This is a genomic window from Aureimonas sp. OT7 (assembly GCF_014844055.1).
GTDB classification, from domain to species: Bacteria; Pseudomonadota; Alphaproteobacteria; order Rhizobiales; family Rhizobiaceae; genus Aureimonas; species Aureimonas altamirensis_A.
In genome coordinates, this window is sequence record NZ_CP062167.1 from 354,990 (window position 1) to 374,079 (window position 19,090).

20 protein-coding genes are annotated in these 19,090 nt (G+C 66.3%); 8 read left to right on the top strand and 12 right to left on the bottom strand.

Translation table 11 applies throughout. From position 1 onward, the window contains the following. Nucleotides 1-8: 8 nt before the first annotated feature. From eutC to IGS74_RS01755, 8 genes are all read right to left on the bottom strand, one after another. A complete protein-coding gene (gene eutC, locus IGS74_RS01720) occupies nucleotides 9-998 on the bottom strand; it encodes an ectoine utilization protein EutC (RefSeq protein ID WP_192388860.1) in 990 nt (329 codons plus the stop codon). After that, on the bottom strand, nucleotides 998-1,978 hold the full coding sequence (gene eutB, locus IGS74_RS01725) for a hydroxyectoine utilization dehydratase EutB (RefSeq protein WP_192388862.1): 981 nt from the start codon (nucleotides 1,976-1,978) through the stop codon (nucleotides 998-1,000). The genes eutC and eutB overlap by 1 nt, the downstream gene beginning before the upstream one ends. Then, a complete protein-coding gene (gene eutA / locus IGS74_RS01730) occupies nucleotides 1,975-2,751 on the bottom strand; it encodes an ectoine utilization protein EutA (protein WP_192388864.1) in 777 nt (258 codons plus the stop codon). The genes eutB and eutA overlap by 4 nt, the downstream gene beginning before the upstream one ends. A gap of 1 nt (nucleotide 2,752) precedes the next feature. Continuing rightward, nucleotides 2,753-3,409 (bottom strand): ectoine/hydroxyectoine ABC transporter permease subunit EhuD, encoded by a 657-nt coding sequence (gene ehuD / locus IGS74_RS01735; RefSeq protein ID WP_192388866.1) that lies wholly within the window; start codon nucleotides 3,407-3,409, stop codon nucleotides 2,753-2,755. 4 nt (nucleotides 3,410-3,413) lie between these two features. Then, nucleotides 3,414-4,073, bottom strand: a complete 660-nt coding sequence (gene ehuC, locus IGS74_RS01740; RefSeq protein WP_192388869.1) for an ectoine/hydroxyectoine ABC transporter permease subunit EhuC — start codon at nucleotides 4,071-4,073, stop codon at nucleotides 3,414-3,416. 22 nt (nucleotides 4,074-4,095) lie between these two features. Next, nucleotides 4,096-4,944: an ectoine/hydroxyectoine ABC transporter substrate-binding protein EhuB gene (gene ehuB / locus IGS74_RS01745; RefSeq protein ID WP_192388871.1), complete on the bottom strand. Its 849-nt coding sequence runs from the start codon at nucleotides 4,942-4,944 to the stop codon at nucleotides 4,096-4,098. Nucleotides 4,945-5,029: 85 nt separating this feature from the next. Next, nucleotides 5,030-5,815, bottom strand: coding sequence for an ectoine/hydroxyectoine ABC transporter ATP-binding protein EhuA (gene ehuA, locus IGS74_RS01750; protein WP_281413031.1), 786 nt, complete (start codon nucleotides 5,813-5,815; stop codon nucleotides 5,030-5,032). 140 nt (nucleotides 5,816-5,955) lie between these two features. Then, entirely contained in the window at nucleotides 5,956-7,338 is a 1,383-nt protein-coding gene (locus IGS74_RS01755; protein WP_192388873.1) for a PLP-dependent aminotransferase family protein, read from the bottom strand. A gap of 98 nt (nucleotides 7,339-7,436) precedes the next feature. Between IGS74_RS01755 and IGS74_RS01760 the strand changes: the two genes are divergently transcribed. The 4 genes from IGS74_RS01760 to IGS74_RS01775 all read left to right on the top strand — a co-directional run bounded on the left by IGS74_RS01760 (nucleotide 7,437) and on the right by IGS74_RS01775 (nucleotide 11,452). Next, complete coding sequence (locus IGS74_RS01760) at nucleotides 7,437-7,925, top strand: Lrp/AsnC family transcriptional regulator (protein ID WP_039194570.1); 489 nt, start codon at nucleotides 7,437-7,439, stop codon at nucleotides 7,923-7,925. Nucleotides 7,926-7,954: 29 nt separating this feature from the next. Further along, nucleotides 7,955-8,389, top strand: a complete 435-nt coding sequence (locus IGS74_RS01765) for a GNAT family N-acetyltransferase (protein WP_348641880.1) — start codon at nucleotides 7,955-7,957, stop codon at nucleotides 8,387-8,389. 140 nt (nucleotides 8,390-8,529) lie between these two features. Then, nucleotides 8,530-10,023, top strand: a complete 1,494-nt coding sequence (locus IGS74_RS01770; protein WP_192388877.1) for an NAD-dependent succinate-semialdehyde dehydrogenase — start codon at nucleotides 8,530-8,532, stop codon at nucleotides 10,021-10,023. A 40-nt stretch (nucleotides 10,024-10,063) separates the two neighbouring features. Then, a complete protein-coding gene (locus tag IGS74_RS01775; RefSeq protein WP_192391298.1) occupies nucleotides 10,064-11,452 on the top strand; it encodes an aspartate aminotransferase family protein in 1,389 nt (462 codons plus the stop codon). A gap of 25 nt (nucleotides 11,453-11,477) precedes the next feature. Here the strand turns inward: IGS74_RS01775 and IGS74_RS01780 are convergent, their stop codons facing one another. Next, nucleotides 11,478-11,834, bottom strand: a complete 357-nt coding sequence (locus tag IGS74_RS01780) for a response regulator (protein ID WP_192388879.1) — start codon at nucleotides 11,832-11,834, stop codon at nucleotides 11,478-11,480. Nucleotides 11,835-12,001: 167 nt separating this feature from the next. Between IGS74_RS01780 and IGS74_RS01785 the strand changes: the two genes are divergently transcribed. Further along, nucleotides 12,002-12,418 carry a VOC family protein gene (locus IGS74_RS01785; RefSeq protein ID WP_192388881.1) on the top strand — a complete coding sequence of 139 codons (417 nt, stop codon included), beginning with the start codon at nucleotides 12,002-12,004 and terminating at the stop codon, nucleotides 12,416-12,418. Between the two features lie 135 nt (nucleotides 12,419-12,553). After that, entirely contained in the window at nucleotides 12,554-13,492 is a 939-nt protein-coding gene (gene choX / locus IGS74_RS01790; RefSeq protein WP_192388883.1) for a choline ABC transporter substrate-binding protein, read from the top strand. Here the strand turns inward: choX and IGS74_RS01795 are convergent, their stop codons facing one another. Further along, on the bottom strand, nucleotides 13,493-14,458 hold the full coding sequence (locus IGS74_RS01795) for a GlxA family transcriptional regulator (RefSeq protein WP_192391299.1): 966 nt from the start codon (nucleotides 14,456-14,458) through the stop codon (nucleotides 13,493-13,495). It abuts the gene before it with no gap. Nucleotides 14,459-14,558: 100 nt separating this feature from the next. Between IGS74_RS01795 and IGS74_RS01800 the strand changes: the two genes are divergently transcribed. After that, nucleotides 14,559-15,473: a 3-keto-5-aminohexanoate cleavage protein gene (locus IGS74_RS01800; RefSeq protein ID WP_192388885.1), complete on the top strand. Its 915-nt coding sequence runs from the start codon at nucleotides 14,559-14,561 to the stop codon at nucleotides 15,471-15,473. Beyond that, nucleotides 15,470-16,957, top strand: a complete 1,488-nt coding sequence (locus tag IGS74_RS01805; protein WP_192388886.1) for a carnitine 3-dehydrogenase — start codon at nucleotides 15,470-15,472, stop codon at nucleotides 16,955-16,957. Before IGS74_RS01800 ends, IGS74_RS01805 begins: the two co-directional genes overlap by 4 nt. Here IGS74_RS01805 and IGS74_RS01810 read toward each other — a convergent pair whose 3' ends face one another. Together IGS74_RS01810 and IGS74_RS01815 are read right to left on the bottom strand one after the other, a co-directional pair. Further along, nucleotides 16,958-17,653, bottom strand: coding sequence for a GntR family transcriptional regulator (locus IGS74_RS01810; RefSeq protein WP_192388888.1), 696 nt, complete (start codon nucleotides 17,651-17,653; stop codon nucleotides 16,958-16,960). Next, the gene (locus IGS74_RS01815; protein WP_192388890.1) at nucleotides 17,650-19,011 is read right to left on the bottom strand and encodes a formimidoylglutamate deiminase; all 1,362 of its coding nucleotides are present in this window, start codon (nucleotides 19,009-19,011) and stop codon (nucleotides 17,650-17,652) included. Before IGS74_RS01815 ends, IGS74_RS01810 begins: the two co-directional genes overlap by 4 nt. Between the last annotated feature and the right edge of the window lie 79 nt (nucleotides 19,012-19,090).

Here is a 19,090-nt window from a genome sequence, read left to right on the forward strand (position 1 = left end):
AAGGAGGATCAGCTGGTAAAGCGCGTACCCGCGCCGGCCGACATGGCGCGGGCATGGGCCAGCGTGGCGATGGCGGTATCCTGCACACCGGTTCCGGTGAGGTCCGCGAAGGTGATGGAGTGGGCATCGCGGCGCCCGGGCGCCTGCCCCGCGACGACCTGGCCAAGCTCGGGAAAGAGCGTGTCGCCGGCGACGAGGCCGGCCGCGATGGCGTGATGCAACTCGCCCAGGATGCGCGTCTGCGTCAGCCTGTCGGCGACGTAGTGGGCGGCCGCGACGAGCGTGGGGTCCACTTCGTTCTTGTGTTCGGCATCCGAGCCCATGGCCGTGACATGGGTGCCGGGGCGCACCCAGCCGCGCTGCAGGATCGGCGCCTGCGACGGCGTCGTCGTGACGATGATGTCGGCGCGCCGCGCCGCCTCCTGCGGGTCGCGGGCCGCTTCGACCGGCAGGCCGATCGCCTCGGTCATCTCGGCGGCGGCGGCCTCGGCCCGCGCTTCGTCGCGCGCCCAGATCGTGGCCCCCCGCAAGGGGCGCACCATGGCCAGCGCCCGCAACTGCAGGCGCGCCTGCATGCCGGCGCCGAAGATGGTGGCATGGCATGCGTCCGCCCGCGCCAGGTGGCGCGCCGCCACCGCGCCGGCCGCTGCCGTGCGAATGTCGGTCAGGTAGCCATTGTCGAGGAGCAGCGCCTGAACCAGCCCGGTGCGGGCCGAAAGCAGCACCATCATGCCGTTGACGCTGGGCAGTCCCAGTTTGGGATTGTCGAAAAAGCCCGGGCTGATCTTGATGGCGAAGCCGTCGATGCCGGGCACGTAGGCGGTTTTCACGTCCACCTCGCCCTTATGCTCCACCAGATCCAGGCGCAGGATGGGCGGCATGACGACCGCCTCTTCCGCAAGGGCGCGGAAAGCGCGTTCCACCGCTTCGATGGCGTCGATGTCCAATGGCACCAGCCTGCGCAATTCCGGCTCGGTCAGGATCAGCATGTCGGGCATCAGGCCGCGTCCCCCAGCCCGCTGGCGCCGGCAACCACCCGGCGATGCAGGTCCATGTCGATATTGCGCCCCGAAACAAGGGCGAGCACCGGGCCGGAAGGTCGTATCCGCCCGGCCATCAGGGCCGCGATGCCGACGGCACCGGCACCCTCCACGACTTCGCGCTCTTCGAGATAGGCATGGCGTATCCCCGCCGCGATCTCCGCTTCCGTGACAAGGATCACATCGTCGACCAGATCGCGTACCATGGAGAAAGTGTAGCGGTTCGCTTGGCCCACCCCGCCACCGAGCGAGTCGGCAAGCGTGCGCAGTTCCTCGACCTCGACCGGCTTGCCGGCCTGAAGACTGGCCGCCATGGCCGCCCCGCGCTCCATCGAGATGCCGACGATGCGCACGCTGGGGCGCAGCACCTTGATCGCACAGGCGATACCGGCGATCAGTCCGCCGCCGGACAAAGGAACCAGCACGGTCTCGGCCTCCGGCGCCTGCTCCAGGATTTCCAGCCCGATCGTCCCCTGGCCGGCGATGACGTCGGGATGGTCGAAGGGTGGCAGGGAAACGATCCCCTCCTCGGCGACCATGCGGTCCACCTCACGCTGCGCGTCGTCCTGGCTGCGACCGACGATGCGCGCCTCGGCGCCCAGCGCGGAGATCGCCTTGACCTTGTTCATCGGCACCAGGCTGGACATCGCGACGATGGCGCGCGCGCCGGCCCGGCGCGCCGCATAGGCCAGAGCCCGGCCGTGATTGCCGGTCGACGCGGCCGCCACGCCGCACGCCCGCTCGGCCGCCGACAGGCGCTCCACGGCATTGGCCGCCCCACGCAGCTTGAAGGCGCCGGTGATCTGCCGCTGCTCGTGCTTCAGGAACACCGGTACGCCAAGCCCCTCCGACAGGCTTTCCGACTGGTCCACAGGCGTCTCCCGCACGATGCCTGCAATGCGCCGGCGGGCTTCCTCGATATCCGAAAGGGCGATCATGCGGCCTCCGGCATGGGGAGGCGCATCAACCGGCCGGCGGCCCGCGCGCCGGCCGTCAGGCCACAATGATTGAGAGCGGCCCAGGCGCTGGCCTGGTTGCTCGTCACGACCGGACGGCCGATCCGCGCTTCGATGTCGTCGATGACCCCGGCCGCGCGGACGGCCGTGCAGGAGATGAACAGCGCCTGTGCATCGTCCGCCGTGGCGGCGACGGCGGCCTCAATAATGCTTTGCCGGCTTATTCTCGCCATCTGCCGGTCATCGGTCAGGCCCAGGCAGGTAACGCCCGCGAGCTCCAGCCCCTTCTCCTCGAAGTAGCGGGCCATCGGCACGCTGGTCTCGACCGTATAGGGTGTCAGAACGCTGACACGGTGCGCGCCAAGGGCCGCCAGGCCCAGGACCGCGGCCAGCGGTGGCGTGACCACGGGCACGCCGGGCTTGCCGCGCGCGATGGCCTCGGCCACCGCCACGTCGCCGATGACGACCGAAGCCGAGGTGCATGAGAAGACGATCGCATCGAGGGTCTCGTCCGGCAGCAGCAGGGCGGCCGCCTCCGACAAACGCGGTGCCGCCGCGGCAAGGTTCTCGGGCGTTGTCGGGTTGGCATAGGCAATCCGCGCGGCATGCAGGGCCACCCCGGGCGCCGCCACCAGACGCACGAAATCGGGCTCGCTCGTCAGGTCCGTCGCCAGCAGGATCAGCCCGATCCGCCTGTCGACCGGTTGTGGATCGAACCGCAGGGGAGCCTTGGCCAGACGAACCGTTGACGACATGTCAGGCGACCTTTCCATAACGCCGTTCGAGATAGCGGACGCCGAAGACCGAGATGAGCGAGATGACCAGGAAGAAGGCACCGACGAGCGTGATCGGCTCGATGTAGCGATAGTTGTAGTTGGCGATAGAGCGCGCCTGGTTCATCAGTTCCAGCACGGTGATGGCCGACAGCAGCGGCGTTTCCTTGAACATGGCGATGAGATAGTTGGCCAGCGCCGGAACCATCGGCGCCACGGCCTGCGGCAGGACGATATGGCGCCAGGTCTGGCCGCCGGTCATGTTGCAGGCCTTGGCCGCCTCCCACTGGCCGCGCGGCACGTTCTCGATGCCGGCGCGGTACACTTCCGCCGTGTAGGTGGCGTAGTGCAGCCCGAGGCCGATGACGCCGGCAACCAGCGGCGCCAGCGTGATGCCGATATCCGGCAGGATGTAGAAGAGAAAATAGAGCTGCACCAGCAGCGGCGTGCCGCGGATGAATTCCACAACCAGCGAAACGGGACGCGCCAGCCAGGGGTTCGGAGACCGCCGCGCAACGGCGAAGACCAGGCCGAGCACGGCGGCCAGCACGAAGCCGAGCAGCGTCGCGACGACGGTGATCTTCGCGCCCTCGACCAGGGTCGGCATGATCTGCCAGACGAAATCCCAATCCCACTCCATCGCGTCAGGCCCTCACGCCGTCGAGGCCGCGGGCCAGCCGCCGTTCCAGAAACCGGATTCCGGCGGTGATGACCGACGCCATCGCGAAGTACAGGATAAGGATGGTGATGAAGGGGACGGCGGTATTGCCGGTCTGCGCCCGCACCACCTGCGCCTGGAAGGTCATGTCGGCCAGCGAGATCAGCGACACGATGGCCGTCGCCTTGAGAAGCTCGATAGCGTTGTTGTTGAAGGTGGGTAGCATGATCACCAGGGCCTGGGGCAGGATGATGTGGCGCATGGCCTGGGAGCGCGTCAGGTTGAGCGCCACGCAGGCCTCGCGCTGCTCGCGACCTATGGCGCGGATGGCGCCGCGCACCACCTCCGCGCCATAGGCACCGACATTCAGGCCCAGCGCCAGCACGCCGGCCTGCATCTCGCTCAGGGTCAGGCCCATCAGCGGCAGGACGTAATAGGCCCAGAAAAGCTGGACGAAGATCGACGTGCCGCGAAAGAACTCGACATATGTGGCGGCCAGCGCCCGCACCCACCAGTACTGCGAAACGCGCCCCAGACCGGCCACGAAGGCGACGATCAGGGCGAAGAGACAACCATAGACCGTCAGCTTCACGGTTACGACCGCGCCGTCCAGTATCAGCTGGAGATAGCCGAGCCACATATCCATCGAGGGTCTACTTCAGCCGGGCTTATTGCTGGGCGCAGAGCTTGTCGCGCGTCGTCGACATGGCCGCCTGCGCCGAGAAGCCATAGGGCTCGATGATCTGGGCGAACTCGCCCGAAGCCTTGATGGCCGCGAGTTCGCGGTCGAAGGCATCGCGCAGTTCGGTCTGGTCCTTGCGGAAGGCGGCGCCGTCGCAATAGACCGGCGCGCCCTCCACCGGGGCCACCACTTCCAGGCTGGTATCGTTGGCTTGCTTGACGAGCGCGTTGATCGACAGGACCGGCAGCGAATAGACGTCGATGCGCCCCTGCTGCAGCATGGTCAGGCCGCTTTGCGCGTCCGGCACCACGATGACGCGGTCGCGCGGCACGCCGGCCTCGAGGGCCAGGCGCTCTTCGGTGCCGCCGCCCGGCGCGCCGATGCGCAGTTCGGCGTTGTCGGCAATGTCCTTGTAGGATTTCAGGCCATGCGGGTTGCCGGCCTTGAGCAGGAAAGCCTCGGCATCGCACAGGACCGGTTCCGAATAGGCGACGGCGGCGCAGCGCTCGGGCTTCATGAACAGTCCCGCGGTCACGGCATCGAAGCGCCGCGCCTGCAGGCCGGGGATCATCGCGCCATATTCCGAGATCGAGGCGACCACATCCTCGACGCCAAGCCGCTTGAAGACGGCCCGGGCGACATCGGGTGCCGCCCCCGATACGCTCCCGTCCGGGTTGACGGCCGTGAAAGGCGGCTCGTTGGCGATGGCGATGCGGGCAAAGCCCTGCTCCTTCAGGGCGTCGAGCGCCTCCTGGGCCTGTGCCGGCAGGGCCGACAGGGCAAGCGCGCCCAGCGATGCACCGAGGATGGCGCGGCGGATCTTGGCAGTCGGCATGAATGTGGCTCCGTTGGCAGATGCATGTCCGGCCGCGGCGGAGACGCCGCGACACCGAAGGATGCGATGACTTTTCAACCGGCGCTCAAACGCGCTGGCCGGCGGCGACGACCTTGCGAAGGAACGCCTGCGTGCGCTCCTCCTTCGGGTTGGTGAAAATGGCGTCCGGCGGACCGGACTCGACGATGCGGCCCTTGTCGAAAAACAGGACACGGTCGGCAAAATCGTGGGCAAAGCTCATCTCGTGGGTCACGAGCAGCATGGTCATGTCCGTCTCGCGTCCGAGAAGGCGCATGACGTTCAGCACCTCCTCGACCAGCTCCGGATCGAGCGCGGACGTCACCTCGTCGAACAGCATGATGCGCGGGTTCAGGGCCAGCGCGCGGGCAATCGCGACCCGCTGCTTCTGCCCGCCGGACAGCTGCGACGGCATGGACTTGGCCTTGTCGGCCATGCCCACCATGTCCAGCAGTTCCAATGCCCGCTTCTTCGCATCGGCGGGCTTGACGCCCTGTGTCAGCACCGGTGCCAACGTGACGTTCTCGCAGACGCATTTGTGCGGAAACAGGTTGAAGTGCTGGAAGACCATACCGATCTTGGCCCGCATCCGATGCAGGTGCTTCTCGTCGGCGGGCTTCAGCGCACCCTCGCTTCCCATATGGAAAAGGTGGTCCCCGTCTACCTTGATATGGCCGTCGGTCAGGTCTTCCAGCGTCATCAGAATGCGCAGGATCGTCGTCTTGCCCGAGCCGGACGGACCGATCAGCGCGATCTTCTCGCCGGGCAGGACGTCGAAGTTCAACCGGTCGAGCACGGTCAGCTCGCCGAAGCGCTTGGTCACGTTTTCGAACTGGATGATCGGTGACGACACGTAGCATCCTCCGATTGAGGCCATCGAGTGACGCAACGATGGGACCGCCGCAAAATCATGTCAATTGACAAAATCAAATCATGACAATTTAGCCGAGGATGCTGATTTTGGATGCAAGCGCCGCTCAGTCTCGCGGCGCTTCAGATTGCCAGCAGCAACGGCTCGGGGTCGGACCGGTGGAGATTGGCGATGATCTTCAGTCCTGTTCGCAACTCCGCCTCCGTGGTCGAGCCGACCGACACGCGCACGGCGGGTTGCCGGATCGCACCCATCTGGAAGGAGCGGCCCGGAGCAACGGCCACGCCCCGCAGGCGCGCCTGCGCCACGAAAAGCTCTTCCGCCTCGGGCGTCTCCAGCGGCAGCCACAGATGCAGTCCCTCGCGGTGCGCCCTGTAGGGAATCCCGGCCAGCATTTCGGCAACCACCTCCTGGCGCCGTCGCAGGGCCTGCCGCTGCCAGCGCACCAGCTCGAGGGCGGTGCCGTCGGCCACCCAGCGCGTGGCAAGCTCGGCTATCAGCGGCGTGGCGATCCAGTTGGTCACGAGGTGCCGGTTCATTACGGCCGAAAGCATCCTGTCCGGCACGGCCAGATATCCCGTCCGAAGGCCCGGAAGCACCGTCTTGGTGAAGGAGGTGACATAGAGCGTCCGCTCGGGAGCGAAGGCGGCAACGGGTGGCGGCCTGTCCTCGATCAGGGGCCCGAGAACGTCGTTCTCGATGATGGCGATGTCGTGCCTGCGCGCCACCGCCGCGATGGCGGCGCGCCGGCCCTCGCCCATCAGCGCCGCGGTCGGGCCGATGACGGAGGGCTGCAGGAACACCGCGCGGATGCCCTCGTGCCGGCATGCGGCGTCGAGCGCGTCGGGCAGGATGCCCTCGTCGTCGATGTCCAGCGCCGTCAGCTTGAGCCCGAGATAGGTGGCCAGCGGAACCAGCGTGTGGTGGCCGATCGCTTCCGTCCCCACCGCGCCGCCGGCGCCCGCAACGCTCATGAGTGCGATGGTCATTCCCGCCGTCGCCCCGTTGGTCAGGCAGATATTGGCCGGCGCCACGGACATTCCGCAACGGCGCAGCCAATCCACCGCGACCGCCTTGTGGCGCGGGAACACGACATTGGGACGGAACGACAGGACGGTCGACGGCGGCAGGCTGCCGGCCAGATCCACCAGGGCAGCCTGCATGCGCTCCACATGCATCGTCTCGCAGACCGGCTTGAGGATGGACAGATCGACGATCTCGCCCAGCCGCTCCGGAATGTAGGGCAGGGTCCCTTCCGGCTTGTCGCCGCGCACGAAGGTGCCGCGCCCCGTTTCCCCCGACACGAGCCCCCGGCGTATGAGTTCCTCATAGGCGCGGCTGACGGTCTGGACGGACAGCTTCAGCCCGTCGGCCATGACCCTGTGGGGCGGCAGGCGCACGCCCGCCGCCAGCCGCCCATCGCCGATGGCGCGGCCGATCTGATCGGCAAGGGACTGATAGTAGGGCCGCCTTAAGGCAGGCCGGTCGATGTACCACATTGTCATGAATCGACCTTTGCCGAAATCATGACAATTCACAATTGGAAAATGCGGCAATTGGGCTTAAACAGCCAGTCTCGACCGACTGGAGGGCATGGAGCGGCATGAAGCTCGACGCGGCGGATCTGCGCATCCTCAAAGAGATCCAGAACGACGGCCGGATCACCAAGCTGGCGCTGGCCGAGCGCGTCGGCCTGTCGCCGACGCCCTGCTGGAACCGGCTGAAGAAGCTGGAGGACTCGGGCATCGTGATGGGCTACCGGGCGCGGATCCGCATGCGGGCCATCGCGCCGATCGCCGAGGTTCTGGTGGAAGTGACGCTCGGCAACCATCGGCAGGCCGATTTCGACCGTTTCGAGCGGGCGATCCGCGAGGCCCCGGAGGTCGTGTCCTGCTGGTCGGTGGGCGGTGGCGTCGACTATATACTGAAGGTGGTAAGTCCCGGCATCGACCACTATCAGCGGCTTGTGGACGGCTGGCTCGCCCGAGAGATCGGAATCGCCCGGTACTTCACCTACATCGTAACCCGCACGGTCAAGGAGGAGATCGACGCACCGGTGGAATTGCTGGCCTTGAGGCCTTCTAAGGAGTAGTCGTTGCCACACGCGCAATGGAGATGGACATGAACCGACTGATCCGACCGGAAGACAAGGACGCGTGGCTGACCCTGTGGGAGAGCTACCAGCGATTCTACAAGGTCGAGATTCCACGGGACGTTTCCGAGAAGACGTTCGCGCGGCTGCTGGACCCGGCCGAGCCGATGTTCGGCGTGCTCGCCTTCGAGGACGACAAGCCACTCGGCCTCGTCCACTACATCTTCCACCGTTCCACGTGGACCGTCGGCGACTATTGCTACCTGCAGGACCTCTTCGTCGCCGAGGGCATGCGCGGGCGCAGCCTTGGCCGCACGCTGATCGATTTCGTCTATTCCGAAGCGGCCAAGGCCGGCGCATCGCGTGTGTATTGGCTGACGCACGAAACCAATCGTGCCGCCATGAAGCTTTACGACCAGGTGGCCGACCGAACGGGCTTCCTGCAATATTCCAAGAGCTTCTGATCCCCGGGCGGACCGGAGAGACTTTCTCTGACCCGGCGACGGTCTTGAGAGACTGTCTCCGCGGGCGGACCCCAGAAAAGACCAAACACGACGGCGCTCCCGCCTAGGCTCGAATTTCCACTACAAGGGGATTCGACGAGATGAGCGCCTGTTTCGCCCGACACCAGAGCCATGCCGCGCTGGACCGCCTGTCCGACAAGCGCCTCCTGCGGGAGAACGCCTATTGCGACGGCCGCTGGGTGCGCGAGCCGTCCGGCGCTGCCTTCCCCGTCACCGACCCGGCTACCGGGACCGTCCTTGCCCACGTCTCGACGCTCGGGGCAGAGACGACCGCCAGGGCCATCGACGCCGCGCAGGCGGCCCTGAAGCCGTGGCAGGCGCTGGCGCCCCAGGCCCGTGCGGCAACCCTGATGCGCTGGCACGACCTCATCCTGGCCGCCCGCGACGATCTGGCCCTCATCATGACCCTGGAGCAGGGCAAACCGCTGGCCGAGTCGCTGGGCGAGATCGACTATGCCGCCTCGTTCGTTTCCTTCTATGCGGAGGAGGGCAGGCGCATATCGGTGGAAGGGGTCTCCAGCCATCTTCCCGGCGCCGTCATGAGCCTGTCGCGGGTGCCGGTCGGCGCCGTCGGCCTCGTCACGCCGTGGAATTTTCCTTCCGCGATGCTGACGCGCAAGGCTGCTGCGGCGCTGGCGGCAGGCTGCACCGTGGTTGCCCACCCCTCCTCCCATACGCCGCTTTCCGCCCTGGCCCTTGCCGAACTGGCCGAGCGCGCCGGTTTTGCCCCGGGTCTGTTCAACGTCCTGACAGGCGAGGCCGCCACGATCGTGGGTACGATGTGCGCCGATACGCGCTTGCGCGCCATCAGCTTCACCGGCTCCACCGAAATCGGCCGGATGATCGCCGCGCAATGCGCCCCGGGCGTCAAGCGGCTGGTGATGGAACTCGGGGGCCATGCTCCGCTCATCGTGTTCGACGATGCGGAGATCGAGCGGGCCGTCGATATCGCCATGGACGCGAAATTCGCGACATCGGGCCAGGACTGCCTTGCAGCCAACCGCATCTATGTCCAGCGCGGTGTATACGAAGCCTTCGTCAAGCGTTTCGCGGACCGTACCGAGGCCCTCAAGGTCGGCAACGGGCTGGACGCCGGGGTCGACATCGGCCCGCTGATGCACGCGCGTGCGGTCGCCAAGGCAGCCGAGCATGTCGCCGACGCACTGGCGCACGGGGCACGCCTTCTGGCCGGTGGAACGGCGGGCCGGCCGGGCCCGCTGCATTTCGCCCCCACCGTTCTCGCGGACGTGCCGGACGATGCCCTCATCATGCGCGAGGAAACCTTCGCGCCGGTTGCCGCCATCACCCCCTTCGACACGGAGAAGGAGGTGATCGAGCGGGCGAACGACAGCGAATACGGGCTCGTCGCCTATGTCGTGACGCGCGATGGCGCCCGTGCCGCGCGCCTGTCGGCGGCACTGGAATACGGCATGGTCGCGGTGAACCGGGTCAAGATCACGGGTGCTCCCGTGCCCTTTGGCGGCGTCAAGCAATCCGGCCTCGGCCGCGAGGGGTCACGGCACGGCCTGGAGGCTTTCACCGACCTCAAATATGTCTGCCTCGACCTCGCCTGAGGACAAGGCTTTTCGAAATCTGATCCAGGAGATCGCCATGATGCTCGACCAGGCCAGCCGCGACAACGAATTGAACGCCTACGACCGTGATCATTTCTTCCATCCCTCGACGCATATGGGCATGCATGCGCGGGGCGAAACGTCCAACCGCATCATCGAAGGCGGACACGGCTGCACCATCGTCGACCGCGACGGCCGCGAGAGCCTCGACGCCTTCGCGGGCCTCTACTGCGTCAATGTCGGCTATGGCCGGCACGAGATCGCCGAAGCCATCGCGGAGCAGGCCCACAAGCTCAGCTATTACCACGCCTATGCGGGGAACGGCTCCGAGCCCTCGATTCGCCTTGCGAAGATGATCGTGGACCGCGCCCCCGCCAACATGAGCAGGGTGTATTTCGGCCTGTCGGGCTCGGACGCCAACGAAACGAACATCAAGCTGATCTGGTACTACAACAACGTGCTGGGTCGGCCGGAGAAGAAGAAGATCATCTCGCGCTGGCGCGGCTATCACGGGTCGGGCGTGATGACCGGCTCCCTCACCGGGCTGCAGCTCTTCCACGACGCGTTCGACCTGCCGCGCGCGCCCGTCCTGCACACGCAGGCGCCCTATTATTTCCGCCGCGAGGACCGCTCCATGAGCGAGGAGCAGTTCTCGCAGCATTGCGCCGACACGCTGGAAGAGATGATCCTTGCCGAAGGGCCGGACACGGTAGCCGCCTTCATCGGCGAGCCGGTGCTCGGCACGGGCGGCATCGTGCCGCCGCCCGCCGGCTACTGGCAGAAGATCCAGGCCGTCCTGAAGAAATACGATATCCTTCTGGTAGCGGACGAAGTGGTTACCGGTTTCGGCCGTCTCGGCTCCATGTTCGGATCGGACCATTACGGCATCGAGGCCGACCTGATCACGATCGCCAAGGGCCTCACGTCCGCCTACCTGCCGCTGTCGGGCACGATCGTTTCCGACAAGGTATGGAACGTGCTGGTGCAGGGCTCCGACGCCAAAGGCGTCCTCGGCCATGGTTGGACCTACTCGGCACACCCCCTGTGTGCGGCGGCGGGCATCGCCAATCTCGAACTGATAGACCGGCTGGATCTCATCGCGAACGCCCGGGACACCGGTGCCTACCTGCGCCAGGCGCTGTCAGCGGCGGTGTCCGGCCACAGGCTGGTCGGGGACGTGCGCGGCGAGGGCATGCTGGCCGCCGTGGAATTCGTCGCCGACAAGGATGATAGGATTTTCTTCGATCCGGCGCTGAAGGTCGGTCCGCGCATCGCCGCCGCCTTGCTGGAGCGCGGCGTTATCGGGCGTGGCATGCCACAGGGCGACATATTGGGTTTTGCGCCGCCCTTCTGCCTGACCCGCGATGAAGCGGATCGGATAGCGCAGGCCACGAGGGATGCCGTCGAGGCGGTCGCAGCAGAGCTGTAAGGGCCCGGGCCGCCTGTCCACGCGGTCAGGCGGCGCCCAGCTTGGAGACGATTTCGTCCGGCATATAGGGCTTGGTCACGAAACCGAGCGGCTTGGTATCGGCGGCGACCGATTTCAGCTTTTCGTTGATCTGGGCGCTGACGAACAGGGATGGAATGTCGAGTTCGGCACGCAGGCGGCGTGCCGTATTGATCCCGCAGGTGCCCCGCGCCAGATTGACGTCCATGATCGCCGCGTCCACCTTCCGGCTACGCGCCAAGGCCAGGGCGGCTTCCGTATCGCTGGCTATTCCAACGACCTCGAAGCCTGCATCGGACAACAAGTCCTCAAGATCCAGGGCAATCAGGAACTCATCTTCGACGATCATGATGCGATAGGACATGCGGCAGGCGTTCCTGGTTGTGGTCGGACTTATGTTCCCGACTATCGACCTGATAACGGCGAACCCTTCAAAAAGTGCCAAACGCGTGAGAACCTTTTTGTCGCATCGCTGTTTGACGAGGACTCTATAGATTGATATCAACGTAATATTCCAGGAGGAGAACGACCGTGCCAATGATGATCTTCGTAAACCTTCCCGTCCGCGACCTGGCGAAATCCAAGCAGTTCTACGCGGCGGTCGGCGCTCGCAACGAACCGCGCTTCACGGATGATACTGCCGCGATGATGGTCCTGTCCGAGACGATATCGATCATGCTGCTGACACATGAGCGGTTCCGTGATTTCACGCCGAAGGAGATTGCAGACGCCCGTAAGGTAAGCGAAGTTCTGATTGCACTGTCGGCCGATAGCCGCGATGCCGTCGATGCCACGATCGATCGAGCCGTCAAGGCAGGCGGTACTGCCGATCCGAGCCCGACACAGGACTACGGCTTCATGTACGGCCGATCCTATGAGGACCTGGACGGGCACATCTTCGAGGTCATGTGGATGGACGCTTCGGCATTGGAACGCCCGGCGGACTGAAGCGGCGTTTTCGCAATCAGACAATTTGCCTGCGCCATGCGTCAACTGGCACAGGAAAAAGCCTATAAGTTTTTCGCACCATACGCCTTCAAATCCCGCGATCTGCGTTTCGACGCACAGAAGAAGGAAGTGCGAATGATGCGGCTGACACCTGCCATCCTTGCAACCATGTCCATCCTTGCAGTGCCGGCGGCGGCCGCCGACGGTGCCACCTGCACCGCGCCGAAATTTTCCGACGTCGGCTGGACGGACATTACCGCCACGACGGCCGTCGCCAACGAACTCCTGACTGCCCTCGGCTACCGCCCGGACGTGTCCGTGCTTTCGGTGGCAATCACCTTCCGGGCGCTCGAGCAGGGCGACACCGACATCTTCCTGGGCAACTGGATGCCGCTGCAGGAGCCGATCGCGACGCCGCTGATCGAGTCCGGCGCCATCGAGGTTGCCGCCATCAACCTGACGGGTGCGCGCATCGGCTTTGCGGTCCCGCAGTCCACCTACGATGCGGGGCTGAAGACCTACGCCGACATCGACGGCTTCAAGGACAGGCTGGAAGGGCAGATTTACGGGATCGAGGCCGGCAGCAGCGCCAACGAGACCATCCAGAAAATGATTACCGACGATACGTTCGGCCTCGGTGATTTCACCCTGGTCGAATCCAGCGAACAGGCCATGCTGGCGCAAGTGTCTTCGCGGATACGCCAGGATGGCGACGTCCTGTTCTTCGGCTGGCAGCCGCACCCGATGAATCTCAATCACGACATCGCCTACCTGGCAGACGGCAACGACGTCTTCGGCCCCGATGACGGCGGAGCCACGGTGCAGACGGTGACCCGGAAGGGCCTGTCCACCGATTGCCCGAACCTCGGCGCGTTCCTGTCCAACCTCGTCTTCGACGTCGCCATGGAAGACCGGTTGATGAGCGACATCATCGACAAGGGCATGCAGCCGGACGCCGCCGCCGTGGCATGGTTGCGGGAAAATCCCGAGACGCTCGCTCGATGGCTCGATGGCGTGACCACGCTGGATGGGCAACCGGGCCTTGCCGCAGTGGAAGCCAGCCTCGGCGGCTGATCAGCCACGCGCCCTCCGCGCCGCGGAGGGTGCTTGCCCGTAGTGGCGGCGGAACGCGCGCGACAACGCCGAAATGGACGAGAAGCCGCTGCGGTCGGCGATTTCGGCCATCGACAGATTGGTATCCACCACCAGGCGGCGGGCCTGCGCGATCCGCAATTTCAGGAAATAGGCCGCCGGCGACATCTCGACCATACGCCGGAACAGAAGCTCGAGATTGCGTGTGGAAAGGCCGACGCGCAGGGCGATGGCGGCCATCGTCAGGGGGTGGTCCAGATGGGTCTCCATGATGCGGATCGCCTCGGCGACGCGCGGCTCGTGCCGGCGGATACGCCCGAGGGAAACGACCGGCTGGGTATCGCCCGCGGCCCGCATCTCCTCGTAGATATACAGGCTCGCCACGTCGAGCGCTGCGGAATAACCGTTGCGCGCGCGGATCAGCGTCAACATCAGGTCGAGCGCCGGCGTGGCGCCGCCCGTCGTGTAGATGGCCCCGTCGCCGACGAACCGGTCGGGGACCACCTCGACATGCGGAAAGCGCGCCGCGAAATCTTCCAGGTCTTCCCAATGGGTCGTGGCGCGCCGTCCGTCCAGAAGGCCGGCCAGCGCAAGCACCCAGGCGCCGGCCTCGACGCCGAACACCATGTCGGCGCGCCGGACGCCTTTTCGTACCGCCATCAACGTGTCGGGTGTCGCCTGCCGCTCGGCCCCGAAGGCCGCGACGAGAACCAGCAGCGGGCCGCAGGCATCGGCATCGAAACGGCCTTCGACGGCCACCGGCACGCCGCAACTGGCGCAAGGCGCCGTTCCATCCATGGAAAACAGCCGCCAACGATAGGCTTCCCGGCCAAGAACCCGGTTTGCGCCCCGCAGCGGATCCAGCGCCGTGGCAAGCGACATCAGGGAAAAGCCCGGAAACAACAGGAGGGAAACGTCCAGCGTATTGTCGGTCTCGGTGAAGATCATCGCATCGCATAATGTCAAACGGGTTTCGCAGGCAGTGTGATGCGGCATCCACGTCTCGTCCACCCTTTCCCCAGCATTTCCTGCAACGGAAGGTTAGACGATGCCGCTTTCCATGAACCGCGACGTCTTCATCACTTGCGCGGTGACAGGCTCCGGCGACACGGCCGGGCGCTCGCCGCATGTCCCGGTCACGCCGGCCGAGATCGCCGCATCGGCCATCGAAGCGGCCAAGGCCGGCGCGGCCATCGTGCATTGCCACGTCCGCGACCCGCAAACGGGCAGGCCCGCCCGCGACAGCGAACTCTACCGCGAAGTCACCGAGCGGATCCGCGACGCGGATGTGGATGTCGTGCTGAATCTGACGGCGGGGATGGGCGGTGATCTCGTCTTCGGAAGCGTCGAACGCCCCCTCCCCGTGAACGAGGCAGGCACCGACATGGCCGGGGCCACGGAAAGGCTCGCCCATATCGCCGAATGCCGGCCGGAGATCTGCACGCTGGATTGCGGCACCATGAACTTCAACCTCGGCGACTATGTCATGGTGAATACGCCGGGCACGCTGCGCGAGATGGCCCGACAGATCACCGCGCTGGGCGTGCGCCCCGAGATCGAGGCCTTCGATACCGGCCATCTCTGGTTCGCGCGGCAACTGGCAGAGGAGGGCCTGATCGAAGACCCGGTCCTCATTCAGCTCTGCATGGGTATTCCCTGGGGCGCGCCCGACGACCTCAATACCTATCTGGCGATGGTGAACAATCTGCCGGCCGGCTGGACCTTCTCCGCTTTCGCCATTGGCCGCAATGCCATGGCCTGGCCGGCCGCCGCGGTACTTGCCGGCGGCAATGTGCGCGTCGGACTGGAGGATAATCTGCGCCTCGGCAAGGACAGGTTCGCCACCAATGCCGAACTGGTGGAGTCTGCCATGCGCGTGGTGGAGGGTATGGGGGCCCGCATCGTCGGGCCGCAAGCCGTCCGGGAGAGGCTCAAGCTTACCAAACGCGGGGTCGTGCGATGACGGGCCCGGCGATCGGACGCGCTGCCTGTATCGGCGGCGGTGTCATCGGCGGGGGCTGGGTAGCCCGGTTCCTGCTCGCCGGCATCGACGTGGACGTCTTCGACCCCCACCCGGACGCGCAGCGCATCGTCGGCGAGGTGGTGGCCAATGCCGAGCTCGCCTATGCCATGCTGACTTGCGCGCCGCTGCCGCCGCGCGGCCGCCTCGTCTTCCACGACAGCCTCGCCGAGGCGGTGGCGGCCGCGGACTGGATACAGGAAAGCGTGCCGGAACGGCTGGACCTCAAGCGCGGCGTTCTGGCTGAGATCGATGCCGCCGCCCGGCCGGACGCGATGATCGGATCGTCGACGTCGGGCCTCCTGCCCACCGACCTGCAGGCCGCAATGGCGCATCCGGAGCGGTTGTTCGTCGCCCATCCCTACAATCCTGTCTATCTGCTTCCGCTGGTGGAACTGGTGGGCGGACGGCAGACCGACAAGGCCGTCATCGGCCGTGCACAGGCCGCCCTGCAGGCCATCGGCATGAAGGGCGTCGTCATCCACCGGGAGATCGAGGCCTTCGTCGGCGATCGGCTTCTGGAAGCCCTGTGGCGCGAGGCGCTGTGGCTCGTCAAGGACGATGTCTGCGATGTGGAAACGCTGGATGACGTGATCCGCTATTCCTTCGGCCTGCGCTGGGCACAGATGGGCCTTTTCCAGACCTATCGCATCGCCGGGGGCGAAGCGGGTATGCGGCATTTCCTCCAGCAGTTCGGACCGTGCCTCGCCTGGCCATGGACCAGGCTGACCGACGTGCCCGAGATGGACGCGGCCCTCGTCGACAAGATCGCCGCCCAGTCGGACGCCCAGGCCGGCGGGCTGTCCATCCGCGAGCTGGAACGCCTGCGCGACGAGAACCTTGTCGGCATTCTGCAATCCCTGAAGGCCGGCGATGGCGGCCGGGGCTGGGGCGCGGGCCGGCTGCTGGCCGAGTTCGAGCATGAATTGCAGGCGCGCGTATCGCCGGCGCCCGACGAGGACGGTCGTCTGAAACTGCTGTCGGCCACGGTCAGCCCCGCCTGGATCGACTATAACGGCCACATGACGGAGCACCGCTATCTCCAGCTCTTCGGCGAGGCGACGGACGCTTTCCTGCGGATGATCGGCGTCGATGCAGACTATGTGGCGGGCGGAAGCAGCTATTACACCGTCGAGAGCCATCTGCGTCATCTGGGTCAGGCGCGCGCCGGCCAGCGCCTCGATGTCGAGACCTTCCTTCTGGGGCATGACGCAAAGCGGCTGCACCTTGCGCATGCGATCACGGACGAGGCCGGGGCGACACTGGCGACGGCGGAGCACATGCTGCTTCATGTCACGGGCCAGCGCGCCGCGCCGGCACCCGCCGCGGTGGCGGCGGCGCTGGACGGCGTGATGCGGAGCGGCGCCCACCTGCAGCGCCCGGACTTCGTCGGCCGGGCCGTCGCCATGCCGCCCGTCAAGCCATGATCAGAGGATGGTGCGCAGCCGATGGCTTTGCGGATGCACCATCCGCACATGGGTGATCGGCCGCGTCAGGATGAAGGTCAGCCGCTCTGCGACGAACACCGGCTGGCCGGGTGGCAGGGCCAGATAGCCGGCCTCCGCCTCGGTTGCGGCAGCGGCCAGGAAGCTGAGTTCCGCATAGGAGAAGGGCGCGTTGTTGACCAGCCATTCATTGGGGCCGACGGAACGGAAGGCTTCGTCCCGTGCTGTCGGGACTGCATCGAGGCTGATGAGCCTGTCCTCGTACTGATAGGGTTTCCCATCCGCGCGGTGCAGGCATGCGATGCTGAGGACGGGCCGCCCCACGGGCACGCCCAGCCGGCGCGCATCGGCCGGGCCGGCGGCGTGCTCGGTGCGCGTCAGCAAAGCATAATCATAGGTCTGGCCCAGTGCCGCGATCTCTTCGCCCACGATGGGAATGGACAGCCGGGCCTGCCGGACGGGGTTGAGGGCAACACGGGTGCCGGCCTTGCGCTTGCGCTCCAGAAGGCCCGTGCGCGCCAGCTCCTGCAGGGCGCGGTTGACGGTGGCCCGCGCCGCGCCGAACTCGTCCGCCAATGCCGCCTCGCCGGGGATGAGCGTGCCGGGCGGCCAGACCTTGTCGCCGATGCGCCGGGCGATCTCGTCCTTGATGGTGCGGAAGGATACGCGCTCGTTCATGAAAGGTCGGTCAGCCGCGACAATGTCCTGGCGTAGCGCGCCGCGAGGGCCGCGCGCGCCACATGCCGCCCGGCCTGCACGCTGTGGCGCCCGGCCGACCATACATCCGTTACGGCGCTCCGGTCGGCGGTGAAGACGAACGCGTCGATCAACCCGTCCCCCTTGCGGGAGCCCGACAGGACGTTGGCATCCAGCGCGACGAGGTCCGCCCACTTGCCGGGGGCGATGGCTCCGCTGTCTCGCCCGAGCGCCTGCGCGCCGCCGGCCAAGGCGATATCGTAAAGGCGTCGGCCGACGGAGCCGCCGGGCTCCGCGAGCACGGCACGGCCCCGATGCTTCAGCCTCTGGGAATATTCGAGCTGTCGCAATTCCTCTCCCGTCGAGATGCGGATGTTGGAATCGGAGCCTATGCCGAAATGGCCACCGGCCGAAAGATAATCGACGCCGTTGAAGATGCCGTCACCCAGATTGGCTTCGGTTACCGGGCACAAGCCGGCCACCGCGCCGCTGCGCGCCAGCCGCTCCGTTTCGTCCGGCGTCATGTGGGTCGCGTGGATCAGGCACCAACGCGCATCCACGACGTGGTTGTCGAACAACCACTCCACCGGACGCCGGCCCGTGGCGGCCACCACCTCTTCTATCTCGAGTTCCTGCTCGGCGATGTGCATGTGAAGCGGACCGGATCCCCGCAGGGCCACGGCCTCGCCGAGGCTTTCCGCCGATACCGCCCGCAGCGAATGGGGCGCGATGCCCAGCGCCGCATCGCCCGGCAAGCGGGCGAGCGCCGTTTCGGCAGCGCAGACGAGCCGCAGGAAGGAGTCCGTATCGTTGAAAAAGCGCCGCTGGCCACCGGCCAAGGGGCGGCCATCCAGGCCGCCCTGCTGGTACAGCACGGGCAGCAGCGTCAGGCCGATGCCGGTATCGGCCGCCGCGGCGATGATCCGCTCCGAAAGCTCGGCCCGATTGTCGTAAGGTACGCCACCCGGCGCACGATGCAGATAATGGAACTCGGCGACGGCAGAAAAACCCGCTTCCTGCATCTCCATGAAGGCGAACGCCGCGATGGCTTCGATCTCGTCGGGCGTCAGCACGTCGAGAAAGCGGTACATCAATTCGCGCCAGGTCCAGAAGCTGTCGCGTCCGGCCGGCCCCCGCCATTCGGTCAGGCCTGCCATGGCACGCTGGAACGTGTGGCTGTGCAGATTGGACAGGGCCGGCAGCAGCACGGGGACGGACAGGTCGGACGGCTGATCCTTAGCCGGCTCGACGGCTTCGATCCGGCCGTCGCCGCCGATCGTGACGACTATGTCGTTGCGCCATCCGTCCGGTGTCAGGGCCGTTGCGGCTTCGATACGCATCTGCTGCCTCCATCGCGTCAGGCCGGGATTATGCCCGATTGACTTTTTATGTCTATACATAATAGCGTTTCACGTGAAA

Coding starts and splice junctions, on each gene's coding strand:
- eutC (WP_192388860.1), bottom strand. CDS start 998: ATGCCCGACATGCTGATCCTGACCGAGCCGGAATTGCGCAGGCTGGTG.
- eutB (WP_192388862.1), bottom strand. CDS start 1,978: ATGATCGCCCTTTCGGATATCGAGGAAGCCCGCCGGCGCATTGCAGGC.
- eutA (WP_192388864.1), bottom strand. CDS start 2,751: ATGTCGTCAACGGTTCGTCTGGCCAAGGCTCCCCTGCGGTTCGATCCA.
- ehuD (WP_192388866.1), bottom strand. CDS start 3,409: ATGGAGTGGGATTGGGATTTCGTCTGGCAGATCATGCCGACCCTGGTC.
- ehuC (WP_192388869.1), bottom strand. CDS start 4,073: ATGGATATGTGGCTCGGCTATCTCCAGCTGATACTGGACGGCGCGGTC.
- ehuB (WP_192388871.1), bottom strand. CDS start 4,944: ATGCCGACTGCCAAGATCCGCCGCGCCATCCTCGGTGCATCGCTGGGC.
- IGS74_RS01755 (WP_192388873.1), bottom strand. CDS start 7,338: ATGACAATGTGGTACATCGACCGGCCTGCCTTAAGGCGGCCCTACTAT.
- IGS74_RS01760 (WP_039194570.1), top strand. CDS start 7,437: ATGAAGCTCGACGCGGCGGATCTGCGCATCCTCAAAGAGATCCAGAAC.
- IGS74_RS01765 (WP_348641880.1), top strand. CDS start 7,955: ATGAACCGACTGATCCGACCGGAAGACAAGGACGCGTGGCTGACCCTG.
- IGS74_RS01770 (WP_192388877.1), top strand. CDS start 8,530: ATGAGCGCCTGTTTCGCCCGACACCAGAGCCATGCCGCGCTGGACCGC.
- IGS74_RS01775 (WP_192391298.1), top strand. CDS start 10,064: ATGCTCGACCAGGCCAGCCGCGACAACGAATTGAACGCCTACGACCGT.
- IGS74_RS01780 (WP_192388879.1), bottom strand. CDS start 11,834: ATGTCCTATCGCATCATGATCGTCGAAGATGAGTTCCTGATTGCCCTG.
- choX (WP_192388883.1), top strand. CDS start 12,554: ATGATGCGGCTGACACCTGCCATCCTTGCAACCATGTCCATCCTTGCA.
- IGS74_RS01795 (WP_192391299.1), bottom strand. CDS start 14,458: ATGATCTTCACCGAGACCGACAATACGCTGGACGTTTCCCTCCTGTTG.
- IGS74_RS01800 (WP_192388885.1), top strand. CDS start 14,559: ATGCCGCTTTCCATGAACCGCGACGTCTTCATCACTTGCGCGGTGACA.
- IGS74_RS01805 (WP_192388886.1), top strand. CDS start 15,470: ATGACGGGCCCGGCGATCGGACGCGCTGCCTGTATCGGCGGCGGTGTC.
- IGS74_RS01810 (WP_192388888.1), bottom strand. CDS start 17,653: ATGAACGAGCGCGTATCCTTCCGCACCATCAAGGACGAGATCGCCCGG.
- IGS74_RS01815 (WP_192388890.1), bottom strand. CDS start 19,011: ATGCGTATCGAAGCCGCAACGGCCCTGACACCGGACGGATGGCGCAAC.